Origin of the sequence: Micromonospora sp. NPDC048894 (assembly GCF_040649765.1) — a bacterium.
Lineage (GTDB): Bacteria > Actinomycetota > Actinomycetes > Mycobacteriales > Micromonosporaceae > Micromonospora > Micromonospora antibiotica.
The window spans coordinates 526894-542060 of record NZ_JBEZFY010000001.1 but is presented as its reverse complement, the minus strand read 5'-3'; the positions used below and the strand labels follow the sequence as shown (position 1 = coordinate 542060).

Sequence of the window (15167 nt, the reverse complement as noted above, 5' to 3'; positions counted from 1 at the left end):
CGAAAAAATGTCCTGTTCACCCCGCCCGAGTGATTGACGGCATACGGCGTCGTACGTCAATAATCGTGACCGCACGCCACCGCGAAGGTGGCATCCGCCGCTCTCGGAACCGGGGCCATGGCCGACTCATCCGACGAAACCACCACCACCCTGCGCATCGGTGGCTGGCTGCCGGCACCCCGGCACCACCAGACACTGCCGCCTTATCTCGTCCCCCCGGCCGGCCGGCATCTGATCGACGCCTCCCCGACCGGGTCACCGACCGGCCCACTGCCGGCGCCCGCCCACGCCGTCGAACCCGCCGGCATCGGACGGACCCTACTGCTGGCCGGAGTGGCATTCGGCCTGGTCGCCAGCCTCGTTCTCGCCCTGTCACCGTTGTGGTCGGGCCCGCGGCGCGACACCGCCGCCCTCCCGATGACGCCCTCGTGGATCGCGGACCGCCCGGACCTCGCGGCCGTCGAGAGCCCCACGCCGGTCGCCGAACACGCGCCCGCGCCGGCCTCACTCGCCACCCGCGCCGCCGCCCCGGTCGCGCCGGCGCCCCACCAGCCACACCAACCCGCCACGGGTACGACGTCCCGCCCGGCCGCGACGACGACCCCACCCCGGCCCGCCCCGACGACCCCACCCCGGCCCACGACGAAGCCGCCGACCAACCAGCCCGGACCGGGTGAACTGACGCCGCTGCCGGCATCCCGGGAACACTCGCTGCGGTCCAGCTCGAACGGAGCCTCGACGTACGTCGAGTTCGTCAACGCCCGCAGTTCGCAGGTCGTCGTCTACTGGCTCGACTACCAGGGCCAACGACGGCAGTACAAGGTGCTCGACGCCGGCCGGTCCTACCGCCAGCAGACGTACCTGGGGCACCCGTGGGTGGTCACCGACCGGCACGGCCGCGCCCTGGCCTGCTTCCTGCCCGCCCGTACGACGATGAGGGCGGTGGCGCGGTAGGCCACCGACCGGTCGACGGCGCGCAGATCCACCAGTTCGCGGGGCGGAGCGCTCCCACCGGAAAGGGACGACCCCCGTCGGGGGGAGACGGCCTCAAGCTGCCACCCGACACCGATCGGTAGCGGTCCGCGTCGGCAAGCAGGTGTAGGGCGGCGGTGATACACGTTCGACATCGGCCACTGTCGGGGCTCGCGCTGCTCTCTTGCTGCCTGTTCGAGGTCCAACGTATCCCTCACAGGCTCCATGCGCATTGCCCGGCTTTGGCTGTCTACGCTCGCGACCATCAGGCGCCTGTCCGAACGCGTCGCGTTCGTAGCCTTCGGTCAAGGTCTGACGACTCGTTGACGGTCCTGGGCTCACCCATGCCTGCCGCCCTTCGCCAGCCGGCCGGACCCCCAAGGCAACCATGGCCCCTGACCGACACGCCGGTCAGGGACCATGGGGGCAAGGGTTCGGTGCCTGCCGCCCCTTGTAGAGACCTTCCTTCTGCCTACGGGTAACCCTCCGACGACCGTCCCACACTGCCGCTCGCCGCACGCCGCCGCAACCTGGCCAGTCCGAGTGCCATGTGGGCCGACAGGCCAAGGTAAACGACTGCCATCACTCCCGCGATGATGACCACCTCGACGGGAAGCACTGAGAAGACCGCCCCGATAATCGCCAGCAGCGCGATTGCCACCGCTGCGCCTGCGCCGAGCGATACCTCGACACCAGGTGCCTTCAGAGGCGACGTCTTGCCTGACTGGTGGAGGCTGACCAGCGGCAACGCAATCTGGAGATCAGCACCTGCCGTGGGGTACCCCTCCGTCCTGGTGAGGTCGATCTCGATCGACGCCGGATCGCTGCGGTCCGGTCCTTCCATCGCGCGGCCTTTCTAGATCCACGTTCGGCTTCATTGCCAGGACTGGTACCGGACCATCCGGTGGAGGGGTGACCCCCGAGAGGATTGCGGAGCGTCATGATTTTGTCACTCAGGACCGCAGGAAGTACCAGTTGGCGTAGCATACTCGCCCACCCGGCAGACCCAGCACGGGGCTGGCTTTAAGCCCCCACGTTCCCCAGCTTCTTGCCATACTGGGAGAAAAATGTGACGTACATCACAGCTCGATCGGATGCCCGTAACCTTTTGCACTGTCAGGGCGTTTCCAAAGCGGCAAACCGCCTACTTTCAGCTGTCTTAACCTCACTGTGGGTTGTGATCTCGACGGAGAACCTGGATGCTACAGGGCAAGCGGGGTTGTCAGTACGGACAGCAAGAGACATAGTAAGGGCCTGGTTAAGGCATGATCATTCCGAAATCTGACCATGCAATAGCCAGCTCTTGTCCGTAGGGGAGACGGGCATCTCTGGTGGAAGGAGCAGGTGTGACACGCGCAGCGACAATTCCGAAGGCTGGGTCGGGTCAGTCGGCCAGTGAGGAACTGTCCCAGCAGGATGTGTCGACCAGCATCACAGACGGTTCGCCAATGCTGCCTGAACCTCGTGGTCGTAGCGGGCGCGGCAAGCCAATAAAGATCACTGTCAACTTGATCGTTCGCGCCTGGACCGCACTGGAGGATGCCTGCCGGCTGACCGGTGAGAGCAAGACGGACGCAGTCAACCGCTCGATCCAACTTTACGCGTTCATGCAAAAGTCCATCCAAAGTGGACATGTGATCAAGCTAGTGGGCCCGGACGGCAAGGAGCGGGAGATCCATCTCCTTTAGTGGGCCACAGTCCTTGCGTCGAAGGCGCTGCCCAGGCTTCAGTATCTTTGCGAACGAAGCCATCGCGCATGTCACCGGGGTCAACGAGGGGGCTTCAACCGACTTCGACATAGGGCTCGGAGCCAAAGGCCGGTATCCACCTTAAGGTGGATACCGGCCTTTGCGCTTCTGCAAGTCATGCCGACATGAACGTAGTCGGATTTTGGTCAATACCGCAGAGCCCGTCGTGACATGCCAGCCCTGAAGCACGTACGCTGTCTTGACTCCAGACAGCCACTCCCCCTGCAAGGACTGTCAATGCCTACGGGTTCATATGAAAAACGCCGCAGCTGGCCTGCCTGGCAAGGTGACGCTGAGCAGTTCCAACGCCTAGCAGCAGCACTAAAGCAGGTAGAGCAAGAACGACTGGAAAAACGACTTACCTCATCGGAAGATGCTATCGAATCTGAGGTATTCATGTCGGTGCGAGAAAGGATTGACAACTACGGCGGGCCCCTCGATGCAATCATCAAGCAATTCGATAGAAGAACCGCGCTCGGTGTGACATTCCGCGTGAAGGTGGGAATAGAGGACAGCATCGAGTTGGACCTTGCGGGTCGCGAGTTTTTTCCCGAAGTGGAACTACACGTGAGATCCACCGATCTAGACTTCACCCGAACCACTTACGCCCGCCTATCGGATGAGATAGATAAGGGTATTCCATGGTGGGGCAAGGTGTCTCCAATCCTTCGAAACATATTAGCCCTCACCACAGCCACAACCCTCCTTGTTGCAACAGTCTCGCTCATTGCGTATCGGTCAAAAGAATTTCATTTATCCGACTTGGGCCGCGTAGCATTTGCGGCCAGCTTTTCCGCAGCACTTGCAACCTTCGGCGGAATGGTCACAGGGATAGCCAGGCGGGGGCCGATGGAATGGTTCTTCCCGCAGTTCGAAGTTACTGGAGACGGAGTTTCTTCTGCAACTCGACGCGTCACCACTATCGTTCTTCTCGTATTGTCTATACCCATTGGCATCCTCGTCAATGTGATCTCTCCTTGAATGTTGACAATTGTCGTTTACGAGGCGGACCTGCCATCCCGTCTGCCGTCGACCCGCACTCCTGTGGAGCGGGCCGCCGCCCGGCCCGCCACGTCAAGACGGCCTTGACGGCTCGTACGGACGCTGGCGGGTCGGGCGGCGGTCTGCTCGGCTCGCCCGGGTCGACGGTGGGCGGGATGGCTCCCCACCGCCACCACCCACGGACCGCAAGCCGCCGACGGACCCCCGGCCATCCTGGAGCCGGAGCGCCCCCGCCGGAGGCGCAGTAACCGCAACCCCACCACCGACCCGGCAGCCGCCGACGGACCCGGCGTGCGCTCCCCTCCGCCGCGCGGTGCTCGCCGCGCGGCCCGGCCGGCTGCCGGCCCAACCACCCCACCGGGAAACGGCCTGTCGTCAGCCGGCGGCCCACCGGGCTACCCGCCCTCCGCGCCAGCCCGCCGGGCGTGTTGCGTGGCCGGAGTCGGAGCGCCAGCGGAGCGACGGACGCGCGCCCAGGCGGCGGCGCGTGCGGCCCGTTCAGGGCCGCCTTGAAGACGTACAGATAGTTTGAACCACATCGCCGGCAGCCGGCCGCCCCGGCCGTCTGTGACTGGACACGGGATGGTGCAGGGACCGCGTCGCTCCGTACCCTGGCGGGATGGCCGACCTCGTCGATACCGCTCGGGAAGTTGCGCGACACCTGTTGGAGACGCCGCTACCTCGTCGGTGGAGTCACGTCCAGGCGGTGGCCGCCAAGGCGGACCGAATCAGCGCGGCAGTCCCGGCCGAGGATCGCGCGGTGCTCGTGGCGTCGGCGTGGGTGCATGATGTGGGCTACAGCCCGGACCTGGTCGACACCGGCTTTCACTCCCTCGACGGTGGGCGATGGTTGCGGCGTGAGCGGTTCAACGAGCGCATTGCCGCCCTGGTGGCTCATCACTCCTGCGCCTGGCTGGAAGCCGAGGAGCGTGGGCTCGGTGAGGTCCTGGCCGCCGAGTTCCCTCGGGAGGAATCCGCAGTGACCGACGGACTCTGCTTCTCGGACATGACGACCGGGCCGGACGGCCAGGACTTCGAGGTGCTGGAGCGGCTCGCGGAGATCCGGTCACGTTATGGGCCAGACCACCTGGTGACCCGGTTCATCGGTCGGGCGGAACCGGAGATGGTCGCCGCCGTGCAACGGACTCAGCGCCGGCTCGCGGGCAGCGTCGCTCAGCCGATGTAGGGCTCGGGACGTTCCTCGTAGCCGTGGGTGATGCGGAGCAGGGTCGACGGGTGGATGTCGAGCGCGGCCAGCTCGTCGCGGGCAACCCACCGGACTTCGTGTGACTCGTCGCTCGGGGTCGGGATGCCGCTGACCGGTACGGCGCGGAAGCAGAGCGAGAACTGCTGTCGTACCTCGCCGTCTGAGTACTCGATGACGTGACCGGGGTCGGAGTAGACGCCTACCATCCCGGTCACCTCGACACTGATGCCGGTCTCCTCGCGGGTCTCCCGGACTGCCGTCTCGGCGACCGATTCGCCGATCTCCTGGCCACCGCCAGGCAGGGACCACAGACCGTTGTCGGTGCGCCGGATGAGTAGCACCCGGGCCTGCTCGTCCCGGACGAAAACGGAGACGGCGACAACGATGCTGTTGGCCTTCGGCGCGTTCGGGTCGTGGTAGTGCTCGGTTCTCGCCATGTCTCTAGGCTGCCACCTCGTCGCCGGGTCGGCGCTTCGAGGCCAACACGACTCGATCGAAGCTGTCGGAGTAGGTGCGGAACAGGTCACCGCCGTTGAGCTTGCGTAGGTGCATCACGGGCGCGTGGGGCGCCGGAAAACCGAGGACGTGCATGTTGACCAACATCTCGTCATCGAAGCGGTAGATCGAGTTGTAGAGGGTCGTGTCGTGGTAGAGCACGTTCACCCCTGGCGCATCATCAAGCCGCTTGTAGTACCCCTGAACCTGCCGGATCTTCGCAGCCATCACGCCAGGCGCACCCTCCTCGACGCTCCTTCGCTCAATTGCGGCGCTGGTCGGATCACCGAGCAGAATGTTCACCGTTACACCGTCAAGGCCCTTTTGACGCAGGACGTCGACAAGCATCGGGTCCTGCTCCACGAGGAATAGGCCCGCGTAGGCCAGTACGTCGATGCGCTGCTCGGCCCGTTCGATCAGTCGTCGCCACAGATCGTTCGGCACCGAGGATCGCCGGGAGTAGAGCTGAACCATTTCGCTCTGCCCGATTTTCGATGCCCGTTCCGGGGTCACCGCTTCCGGCCAGAGATACGGGACGTCTTCGCGCACCATCGCCGCGATGGCGTGCCGATGACGCGGGTACGGCGTCCGATTCTGGGTGATCCAGCGTTCTACGGTCTTCGCGTCGACCCCGATCCGCTCCGCTACGGCGACGGGAGTCAGGCCGTTGCGCAGGATGGCATCGCGTAGCCGGTCGTTCGGCATCGGACACTCCTCAAGGGACGACTTTAGGACGACTACAAAGTAGCCGAGACGTCCCATAGTCGTCCAGCCCATCGGATGGGTTGTCCCCCGCTTTCCGGGAGTCTTTACCGCAGAGGCCAAGAGCAGAAAGTCCACCGGGGACAAGCTCACTACCTGGCCCGAGACACAGGAGGTTTGTTGTGAAGCTGTACGTGGACACCCAGAGCAAGCAGGTTCAGGTGACGAGGGATCCGGAGCCGAAGAACGACCAGAACGGCAACCAGCGGTCGGAGAAGAACACTGGCCGGCTCATGTGGTCCACCCAGGTCTTCGTGCTCGACGAAACCGGTGGCGAGATCATCACCATCACCACGGCGGGAGAGAAGCCGAGCGTGACGGTGGGACAGCTCGTCGCTGTCGAGCAGTTGGAGGCCATTCCGTGGGCGACCAACGGGCGTAACGGCGTCGCGTTCCGTGCCATCTCGCTGAAGCCGAAGGCTGGTGCCTCGGCGGCCAAGTGAGGTTCTTCGCTCACCGTGCTGTGTGAGCCTCTGGTGTCTTCGCACGAAGCGGCCTGACGGTCCGCTGATCTGATCCGCCCAAGGTTCCGGGAGCGTTTCTGGCTCCTACTCTCCCGGCCCTCGGCAACTGCGGTTGCCCTCTCAATATGGCGCGGGGTCGGTACTGGCTCCTACACCTGCCGACCCCGCCTGCCATCCAACCCGTCTGCCCATTGTCGTTGGGAGTGGTTGTCATGCTCGTTTCCGCCATCGTGTTCGCCGTCGTCGCGGCGACCTTCTACGCCGGCCACCAGGTGGCCGATCACGTCTTCGGCCAGTCCGACAAGCAGGCCGCCCACAAGGCCGCTCCCGGCTGGGACGGCTGGCGTCACCTGCTGGGCCACATCGTGGCCTATCACCTCGTGGTGGTGGTCATGTTGACCATCGCCATCGTCGCGCTCGACCTGCCCGTCACGGTTGTCGGGCTCACTGCCGGTGTCGGCTTCTCCGCCGTCTCCCATGCCATCCTCGACCGGCGTTGGCCGGTGCGGTGGCTGCTCATCCACACCGGAAGCGCCGACTTCGCCGACCGTCAAGCCCCGATCTGCGGCATGTACCTGGCGGATCAGTCCCTGCACGCGGCCTGCCTGTGGGTGTCCGCACTGCTCATCGCCTGCATCTGAGCCCATCGGCTGCTGCGGCGGCCTGAGTGATTTCGAGCGCGGGGCCGGTACTGGCTCCTACACCTGCCGACCCCGTGCTCTCCAACCCATCCAGCCCAATCGCTTGGGAGGACGTGTCATGTCCAAGTCTAGCCCTCGCCGCTCGTTCGGGCGGAAGTCAACCGGAACCGTGACGGTCATCGAGGCCAAGGTTCACCGGTCATCGGCCCGGAACGCCCGCATGGCGTTCATCCTCACTGCGGTCATCATCGGCGTACTCGCTGCCGTGGTGGCCGCTGCCTACGTACACCCGATCATCGCGCTGTTCATCGGCGCGGCCGTCAGCGTCCCGTGTGGCGCGCTGGCCTGGCTCCTGGTCCGCATCTGGCCGGTACTGCGGCTGCTCTGGTGGTGGACCCCCGAAATCGTCCTGGCCGTGCTACTGCTCACCGGCTGGGTGCAGCTCGCCACCCACACTCCGACCCCGGTCACCCTGGCCGTCGTCGCCGTCGTCCTCGGCGTCCCGGCCGCTGTTCCTGTCCTCCGCCGTCAGGTCGTCGCCTGGGTGTGGTGCCTGATCGTGCGCCACCGGCTGCGGGTGTGCTTCGCGCAGTTCATCATCGCCAACCAGTCGGGCTCCCTCCCGCTGATCCTGTGGGCCACGCCGACCCCGGTCGGCGAACGGGTCTGGGTCTACCTGCGGCCCGGCCTGTCCCTGGCGGACCTGGAAGGCCGCCTCGACAAGATCGCCGTGACCTGCCACGCCTCATCCGTCCTGGTCGAACGGGCCTCGGACGGCAACGCCGCGTACCTGCGGTTCGACATCAAGCGCCGTGAGGTGCTCACCGCAACCGTCACGTCTCCCCTGGCCGACGTCATCGACCCTGACGCCCCGGCCACCGACCGGCCGACGCCGGTCATCCCCACCGCCCTGGACCTGCCCGACGTCCAGGCGTCGACCATCACCCTGCCCGTCCAGCCCAAGAAGCAGGCCGCCACGTCGATCAACGGCAGCAAGCCGGCCCCCGCGCCGTCGTCGGACGCCGACGACCTCTCCGACTGGCTCTGATCCCGCACCCAACCTGACCCGGACGCGGGGAGCCCTACGGGCTCCTTCGTGTGGCTTCCCGCGCCCACCAACGCCCAAGGAGGGCACCCATGGCTACGGCATCCGCCCCGACCGCCGGCATTCCGGTGGGGCCTGGCCTGTCGATGTTCGACCCGATCTTCATCGGCATCGACGAGTTCGGCCAGCACGTCTACATCACCCTGGCCTACCGCAACCTCCTCGCCGGAGGCGAACCCGGTGGAGGCAAGTCCGGCCTCCTCAACACCATCGCCGCCCACGCGGCGCTCTCCGTCGACTCCCGCCTTGTCCTACTGGACGGCAAGCTCGTCGAGCTGGGGCAGTGGGAGGACTGCGCCGACGCGTTCATCGGCCCCGACATCACCGCCGCCCTCGACGTCCTGCGACGCCTGCAAACGGTGATGAACAACCGCTACGCCTGGCTACGCGCCCACGGACGTCGCAAGGTCACCGCCCTCGACGGACTCTCCGTCATCACCGTCCTCGTCGACGAAATCGCCTTCTACTCCGCCACCATCGGCAGCAAGCAGGAGCAGGAAGAGTTCGTCGCCCTGCTCCGCGACCTGGTCGCCCGGGGACGTGCCGCCGGCATCCCCGTCATCGCCGCGACTCAGCGGCCGTCGTTCGACATCATCCCCACCAGCCTGCGGGACCTGTTCGGCTACCGCGCCGCGTTCCGCTGCACCACCCCCAACAGCTCGAACATCGTCCTCGGCCACGGCTGGGCCGAGCAGGGCTACACCGCCACCGACATCGCCCCCACCAACCAGGGCGCGGCCTACCTCATCGCCGAAGGCGGCACCCCTCGCCGCATCAAGGTGGCCTACCTCGATGACGCCCAGATCGCCGGCATCGCCGACTACGCCACCTGGACCCGTCGCCCCACCCGCCTATCCGCACCCACCGGAACCCGAGTCGACTGGGAGACCGCCGCATGAGCCTGCTCCAGCGCATCCACGCACGTCGCACCCCGCGACCGACCACCCGCTACGTCAACCGCTTCGTCGTCGGCACGCCCGCCGAACTCGCCACGCTCCTGAAGCTGGCCGCCGATCACGGGATTCTCGCTTTCGCCTCCGCGCCCGTGCCGCTGGCCGACGACCCCACCCGATTCCGCCGCCACCTGCGGCTACGCACCCGCTGAACGGCCGACGGAACCGGCTCAAGCCCTGGAAAGCAGACCGGTTCCGCCGACCTCCCACCAAGCCCTTCTGAAAGGACGTGGCTGCCGTGAAGGCTACCCAGAACCCACCCACCACCGGAACGGTCACCCCTGCTGACCTGCTCCGGATGGCTGCCCTCTACCTACGCCGGCACGGCTGGCACCAGGGCACCTACTACGCCCCCACCACCAACATCCCCACCCCGCCGGCCTGCGCCGCCGGGGCTATCCGCATCGCCTGCGCCGGTCGCCCGGTCGAGCAGTTCGCCCAGCTCGATGGCGACACCATCGCCGACTACGTCACCACCCTCGACGTGCTCGTCGACCACCTCGACGCCACCGCGCCCGTGTTCTTCGTCGACGAGGACGGCTACCTCCTCGACGAACACACCTCCCCCTACTCCTGGAACGACGACCCGACCCGCACCGCCGAGCAGGTCGTCACCGCCCTTGAGGCCGCCGCCACCGAGTGGGACCGCCTCCACACCGCCGGAGGTGAGAACCGGTGAGCACCGTCAAGGCGTCCTTGACGCCATCCGTCCCGGCTCAGAAGCGTCGGGAGGTCGTCGAGAACGACCAGTTCGCCGCCTTCACCCGGCGCATCATCCGCGCACACGGCCGACGCGTCGCCACCGGCGACGTCGAAGCACTCCGCGACCTCGTCGCCCTCTCCGCCGACCTCGACCGGGCCATCGGTGACGCCGTCATCGGCCTGCGGGCCTTCGGCTACTCCTGGGCCGAGATCGGCTCCCGCCTCGGCATCTCCCGCCAGGCCGCCCAACAGCGTTGGGCAGACCGCTCATGACCGTCTTCTACGACCCGACCGGCAGCCGCTACGGCCTGCCCACCTATCCGTACCGGATGGCCCCCGACGGCCTTGCTACCCGGCGGCAACTGCGCGCCGCCGGCCTCCGGCCCGCCGGACAGGAGCCCGTCTGCCAGGTCCTCTGGCGTCGCGGTAAGCGGGTCGCCTACCTCTACCGTCTCGATCTCGCCAAGCCGAAGCGGACCGCCACGCCCGCCCAGCGGGAGGCCATCGCCAAAGCGCTCCGCGCCCGCCGCACCTGTGCCGTCTGCGGCCTGGTGCAGCCCTACTACATCCCCCGCCGCTACGGCTGCTGCCTCGACTGCCACGGAGGCCACTGATGCCCGCGAAGACCTCGACTGCCGGCACCCGTGTGGAGGGTGTCGTCCTGGTCCTCATCCTCATCGCCGTCGCCGGCTTCGCCGGGGCCGCCTCGTTCACCCATGTCAAGGACTGGACCCTCGCCAACTCCCCCACCGGCACCGGGCAATGGTTCGGCTGGGCCAACGCCGTCATCTCCGAACTCGTCCCCATCGCCTGCCTACTGACCATCCGCCGACGCCGCCGGCTCGGCGCTTCCATCGGCTACCCGCTGTTCCTGCTCATCGCCGCCGCCGGCCTCTCCCTCGCCGCACAACTCGCGGTCGCCAAGCCGGGCATCTCCGGGTGGCTCCTGTCCGCCGTACCCGCCCTGGCCTTCATGGCCCTGGTGAAACTCGTCCTCGCCCCGGCACCCGCCAGCACCGAAGCCATTCCGTCGGCCGCCAAGCCGTCCGAGCCGATTCACGTCCAGGTGACCGAGCAGGTCACCACCGAGCCGGCACCGCCGGCCGCCATCACCACCGACCCGGAGCCACTCCCGGACACCCGACCCACCGCGACGGAACCCGTCGCCATGCCGGCACCGAAGCCGGTCGACGTCCCTACCCACCTGCTGCCCATGGCTCGCTTCGCCGCCGTCCAGCACGAGCAGAACACTGGAGCACCCATCACCCCGGACGAGCTGGCCGACCGGCTCGACGTCACCCCGGCCGTCGCCGGGCAGCTCCTCACCACCCTGGCCGGGGGTGCCCGATGACCATCCACGTCGTCGAAATCGAACACGTCATCCACGCCTGCCCCGTCCACCCCGACGGGCACCCGTACGACATCCGGCGCACCGTCGTCGACGTCATCCCCGGCGGACCCTGCCGGGCACCGGTCACCGTCCGCTGCGGCGAACAGACCACCCGCATCCCCTGCCACCGGCACGAACCGGCCAAGCGCCAATGCGGCGCCTGCCGGGTCATCGTCACCGAACGCACCATCACCACCCGCACCCCCAACGACGGGAACGCGGCCTGATGGGCTCGACGCTGGACCTCACCCCCCGCGCTTCGGCCCGGGGGGTGGGCTCGAACGCCGACGTCCCACCCATCTACGGCTACACCGCAGCCGGTTCCGCCTTCGAACGCGCCACCCGACCCGACTACTTCGGCTGGATCGAGCACGTCCGCGCCGCCGCCGGCTGCACCCGACCCATCCGCCTCGCCGGCAGCCTCCACACCGTCGACCACACCACCGGCCGGGTCCTCGACCAGCGGCACACCGACACCATGCCCGACGCGGTCATCTACACCGCCTGCGGCAACCGACGCGCCACCGTCTGCCCCTCCTGCGCCCACACCTACCAACGCGACGCCTACCAACTCCTGCGCGCCGGCCTCGTCGGCGGCAAGGGCGTACCCGACACCGTCACCCGACATCCGGCCGTGTTCCCCACCTTCACCGCCCCGTCGTTCGGACCAGTCCACGTCCGGGCGGTCCGCAAACACACCTGCCGGAACCGCAAACGCTGCGACTGCCGTCCCGACCCCTGCCACGCCCGCCGTGCCACCGACCCCACCGCCGGCCGCTGCCCCCACGGCCGCCCCGCCGCCTGCTGGGCACGACACGAACCCGGTGACGCCGCACTCGGTCAACCGCTGTGCCTGGACTGCTACGACCACGACCACCAGGCCGTCTGGAACCTCTTCTCGGGCGAGCTGTGGCACCGCACCAAGCAAGCCGCGGAACGACACCTCGCCAAACTCGCCCGCCACCGCGGCATCCCCCGCGTCCAGGTCGTCACCGCCGCCGGCAACACCCGCACCGTCCCGCCCGTGCGGCTGTCCCACGGCAAGGCCGCCGAGTTCCAGGCACGCGGAGCGGTCCACTTCCACGCCCTCGTCCGCCTCGACGGCGTCGACCCCGACGACCCCGCCGCCGTCGTCCCACCACCGACCGCGTTCACCGTCACCGACCTCGTCGACGCGCTCCGGCACGCCGCCGCTCAGGTCGCGTTCACCACCCCCACCCACCCCGACCGGCCCGACGGCTGGCCGATCGCCTGGGGCGAACAGCTCGACATCCGACCCATCACGCTGAACGGGCACGGCGAGGTCACCGACAGCATGGTTGCCGGCTACCTTGCCAAGTACGCCACCAAGAGCACCGAGGTAACCGGGCACCGCTCCGTCAGACTCACCGCCGACACCATCGGCGACCACGCCGACCCCGACGGCGACCACACCGCCCGCCTCATCGACGCCTGCTGGCGCATCGGCCGACCCACCGGCACCCCCGTGCCCCTCTCGCAACGGCCCCGCGACCACCGGCCCCGGCCCGGCTTCGTCGACCGCTGGGAATGCCCCGACTGCGGCACCCACACCCGATACGCCGCCTGCCCCGTCTGCGTCGCACACCGTCAAGCCGCCCTTGACACCAAACCGGCCAACAGACCGACGACCAACCCCTACGCCCGCCTGCGTCGCTGGGCGCACATGCTCGGTTTCGGCGGCCACTTCCTCACCAAGGCCCGGCGGTATTCCGTCACCTTCCAACTCCTGCGCGACACCCGCCGCCACCACCGGCAGCACGAGGACCAGGACCACGCGCACCCGACCGGCGGCCAGCTCGTCGACGAGCACGACGACACCACCCTGATCGTCGGCACCCTCACCTTCGCCGGCGTCGGCTGGCACACCACCGGTGACGCCCTCCTCGCCAACACCGCCGCCGCCATGGCCCGGGAACGACAAGCCACCGGCCGCGAAGAACTCGCCCACGAACTCGGCACCACCCCGGCCGGCATCGCGCCGGCTGCCGCCCGATCCGAACAGACCTGGGGAGGTCATCAGTCATGAGCACCACCGCCCGACCGAATCCCGTCATCCGGCTCGTCCCGCGCACCGGGTCGACCGTCGTCGGGCCGGTCACCTACACCGTCCGGGAGGTCGCCAAGCTGCTGGGCATCTCGCTGGGCAGTACGTACGCCCTCGTCCGGGACGGTTCGATTCCGGCGACCCGCCTGGGTGGTCGCTGGCTGATTCCTCGCGCCCGCTTCCACGCCTGGCTCGACGGCGTTACTGAGGAACCGGCCGCCGCCACCGGCACCGAGCACGGGCGGAGGCGCTGATGGGCTTCGTCCGCAAGACTCCGGCCGGCACCTACCGCGCCTGCTGGCGTGATCCTGCCGGCGGGCAGAAGTCCAAGAGCTTCCGCACCAAGCGGGAGGCCAGCGTCTACCTCACCGAGGTCGAAGGGAGCCTCAACCGGGGGACCTACGTCAACCCGCATGCCGGCCGTACCCGCTTCGGTGACTTCGCTCAGCAGTGGCTCGCCACCCGGACCGTGGAGGCGCGCACCACCGAGCGGACCGTCTCCATGCTCCGCACGCATCTCCTGCCGAAGTGGGGTGACTGGCCACTCGGCAAAGTCGACTTCATGTCGGTGCAGGAGTGGGTGAGCGGCCTGGGTCGGGATCTCGCCCCCACCACCGTGGCTAAGTGCTACCAACTCCTCTCGATGATCCTCCGGACGGCGGTTCAGGCACGGCTGATCGCCACCAACCCGGCCGAGGGCGTGAAGCTGCCACGCGACCGGTCCCGCGACGTCAAGCCGGTCACGATCAGCCGGGAAGATTTCCTCGGTCGGCTGCTGCCCGCCGTGCCACCCCGGCACCGGGCGATCGTCTCCACCGCCGCCGGGGCTGGGCTGCGCTGGGGTGAGTGCGCCGGGCTGACGTGGTCGTCGGTCGACCTCGACCGGGCATCGCTGCGTGTGGTCCAGGTGGCCGAGGAGACCCACGGCGGGATCATGCTGCGTCCGTATCCGAAGAGTCGCGCCGGGGTCCGGACCATTCCGCTACCCGGCTTCCTGCTGGCCGCGCTCCGCGAGCTGCGGGCCGCCGTCGACGACCCGGACCCGCGCACGTTGGTCTTCCGTGACCGGGTGGGACGTCCGCTGCGGCGGTCGAACTTCCGGCGTCGGGTCTGGCTGCCGTCGTTGGTCCGCGCCGGACTGCTCGGCCAGGTCGTCGCCACCGGCCCGCACCGGTACCGCGCGGTCTGGACCGATCAGGAAGGCGTCGAGTGGTCGGCCGAGTTCACCACCGAGCGGGAAGCGGTCGCCCAGGTCGCGGCCAAGGCTGCCGGCGGGATGCGGTTCCACGACCTGCGGCACGCCTACGCCACCTGGCTGGTCACCGACGGTGTCCCGATCAACCTGGTGCAGCGGGTCATGGGACACGAACAGGCGTCGACAACGCTCAACCGGTACACCCACACCCCGGACGACTACGCGGCGCGCGTCCTGGAGGCGTTCGACGGCTCCGCTGCCTTTCTGCTGCCTCCGGCCGAGGAAATGCCATCGGGGCACCACCTCGACAAGGAAGATGACGACCTGTGACCTGCGCCGGAGCGCTCCCACCTGGAAAGGGACGACCCCCGTCGGGGGGAGACGGGGGTCGTCGAATGGTTCGGCTCCGGGGGGGTTGAGCCGAACCGGCCCGGCGGTCACGGGGGGGGTGCGACCGCCGAGGGTC

20 protein-coding genes are annotated in these 15167 nt (G+C 68.1%); 17 read left to right on the top strand and 3 right to left on the bottom strand.

The window, feature by feature from the left end:
• The first annotated feature begins 117 nt into the window (after positions 1 to 117).
• On the top strand, positions 118 to 954 hold the full coding sequence (locus AB0C22_RS02560; RefSeq protein WP_357533067.1) for a hypothetical protein: 837 nt from the start codon (positions 118 to 120) through the stop codon (positions 952 to 954).
• 490 nt (positions 955 to 1444) lie between these two features.
• Here the strand turns inward: AB0C22_RS02560 and AB0C22_RS02555 are convergent, their stop codons facing one another.
• Entirely contained in the window at positions 1445 to 1816 is a 372-nt protein-coding gene (locus AB0C22_RS02555) for a hypothetical protein (RefSeq protein WP_357533065.1), read from the bottom strand.
• Positions 1817 to 2318: 502 nt separating this feature from the next.
• On the opposite strand from AB0C22_RS02555, the gene AB0C22_RS02550 reads away from it, so the two are divergent.
• The 3 genes from AB0C22_RS02550 (at position 2319) to AB0C22_RS02540 (ending at position 4908) form a co-directional block, all read left to right on the top strand.
• Entirely contained in the window at positions 2319 to 2660 is a 342-nt protein-coding gene (locus AB0C22_RS02550; protein WP_357533063.1) for a hypothetical protein, read from the top strand.
• A gap of 297 nt (positions 2661 to 2957) precedes the next feature.
• Entirely contained in the window at positions 2958 to 3701 is a 744-nt protein-coding gene (locus tag AB0C22_RS02545) for a hypothetical protein (RefSeq protein ID WP_357533061.1), read from the top strand.
• A 640-nt stretch (positions 3702 to 4341) separates the two neighbouring features.
• Complete coding sequence (locus AB0C22_RS02540; RefSeq protein ID WP_357533059.1) at positions 4342 to 4908, top strand: HD domain-containing protein; 567 nt, start codon at positions 4342 to 4344, stop codon at positions 4906 to 4908.
• Here AB0C22_RS02540 and AB0C22_RS02535 read toward each other — a convergent pair.
• Positions 4896 to 5366, bottom strand: a complete 471-nt coding sequence (locus tag AB0C22_RS02535) for an NUDIX domain-containing protein (protein WP_281901124.1) — start codon at positions 5364 to 5366, stop codon at positions 4896 to 4898. The two genes, AB0C22_RS02540 and AB0C22_RS02535, sit on opposite strands and share 13 nt — an antisense overlap.
• 4 nt (positions 5367 to 5370) lie before the next feature.
• Positions 5371 to 6129, bottom strand: a complete 759-nt coding sequence (locus AB0C22_RS02530; RefSeq protein WP_088643450.1) for an XRE family transcriptional regulator — start codon at positions 6127 to 6129, stop codon at positions 5371 to 5373.
• Positions 6130 to 6308: 179 nt separating this feature from the next.
• Between AB0C22_RS02530 and AB0C22_RS02525 the strand changes: the two genes are divergently transcribed.
• The 13 genes from AB0C22_RS02525 (at position 6309) to AB0C22_RS02465 (ending at position 15031) form a co-directional block, all read left to right on the top strand.
• Entirely contained in the window at positions 6309 to 6629 is a 321-nt protein-coding gene (locus AB0C22_RS02525) for a hypothetical protein (RefSeq protein WP_204958695.1), read from the top strand.
• A gap of 251 nt (positions 6630 to 6880) precedes the next feature.
• A complete protein-coding gene (locus AB0C22_RS02520) occupies positions 6881 to 7291 on the top strand; it encodes a DUF3307 domain-containing protein (protein ID WP_357533056.1) in 411 nt (136 codons plus the stop codon).
• Between the two features lie 118 nt (positions 7292 to 7409).
• The gene (locus AB0C22_RS02515; protein ID WP_357533054.1) at positions 7410 to 8339 is read left to right on the top strand and encodes a hypothetical protein; all 930 of its coding nucleotides are present in this window, start codon (positions 7410 to 7412) and stop codon (positions 8337 to 8339) included.
• An 89-nt stretch (positions 8340 to 8428) separates the two neighbouring features.
• Positions 8429 to 9295, top strand: coding sequence for an FtsK/SpoIIIE domain-containing protein (locus AB0C22_RS02510; protein ID WP_208566250.1), 867 nt, complete (start codon positions 8429 to 8431; stop codon positions 9293 to 9295).
• Positions 9292 to 9501: a hypothetical protein gene (locus AB0C22_RS02505; protein WP_357533052.1), complete on the top strand. Its 210-nt coding sequence runs from the start codon at positions 9292 to 9294 to the stop codon at positions 9499 to 9501. The genes AB0C22_RS02510 and AB0C22_RS02505 overlap by 4 nt, the downstream gene beginning before the upstream one ends.
• A gap of 86 nt (positions 9502 to 9587) precedes the next feature.
• Positions 9588 to 10028: a DUF6197 family protein gene (locus AB0C22_RS02500; protein ID WP_357533050.1), complete on the top strand. Its 441-nt coding sequence runs from the start codon at positions 9588 to 9590 to the stop codon at positions 10026 to 10028.
• On the top strand, positions 10025 to 10324 hold the full coding sequence (locus AB0C22_RS02495) for a hypothetical protein (protein WP_194823647.1): 300 nt from the start codon (positions 10025 to 10027) through the stop codon (positions 10322 to 10324). The genes AB0C22_RS02500 and AB0C22_RS02495 overlap by 4 nt, the downstream gene beginning before the upstream one ends.
• Positions 10321 to 10665 (top strand): RRQRL motif-containing zinc-binding protein, encoded by a 345-nt coding sequence (locus tag AB0C22_RS02490; protein ID WP_281901140.1) that lies wholly within the window; start codon positions 10321 to 10323, stop codon positions 10663 to 10665. Before AB0C22_RS02495 ends, AB0C22_RS02490 begins: the two co-directional genes overlap by 4 nt.
• Positions 10665 to 11402: a hypothetical protein gene (locus AB0C22_RS02485; RefSeq protein ID WP_357533047.1), complete on the top strand. Its 738-nt coding sequence runs from the start codon at positions 10665 to 10667 to the stop codon at positions 11400 to 11402. The genes AB0C22_RS02490 and AB0C22_RS02485 overlap by 1 nt, the downstream gene beginning before the upstream one ends.
• The gene (locus tag AB0C22_RS02480; RefSeq protein WP_281901144.1) at positions 11399 to 11668 is read left to right on the top strand and encodes a hypothetical protein; all 270 of its coding nucleotides are present in this window, start codon (positions 11399 to 11401) and stop codon (positions 11666 to 11668) included. Before AB0C22_RS02485 ends, AB0C22_RS02480 begins: the two co-directional genes overlap by 4 nt.
• The gene (locus AB0C22_RS02475; protein WP_357533044.1) at positions 11668 to 13488 is read left to right on the top strand and encodes a replication initiator; all 1821 of its coding nucleotides are present in this window, start codon (positions 11668 to 11670) and stop codon (positions 13486 to 13488) included. The genes AB0C22_RS02480 and AB0C22_RS02475 overlap by 1 nt, the downstream gene beginning before the upstream one ends.
• Positions 13485 to 13760 (top strand): helix-turn-helix domain-containing protein, encoded by a 276-nt coding sequence (locus AB0C22_RS02470; protein ID WP_357533042.1) that lies wholly within the window; start codon positions 13485 to 13487, stop codon positions 13758 to 13760. The genes AB0C22_RS02475 and AB0C22_RS02470 overlap by 4 nt, the downstream gene beginning before the upstream one ends.
• A complete protein-coding gene (locus AB0C22_RS02465; protein ID WP_357533040.1) occupies positions 13760 to 15031 on the top strand; it encodes a site-specific integrase in 1272 nt (423 codons plus the stop codon). The genes AB0C22_RS02470 and AB0C22_RS02465 overlap by 1 nt, the downstream gene beginning before the upstream one ends.
• Positions 15032 to 15167 lie beyond the last annotated feature (136 nt).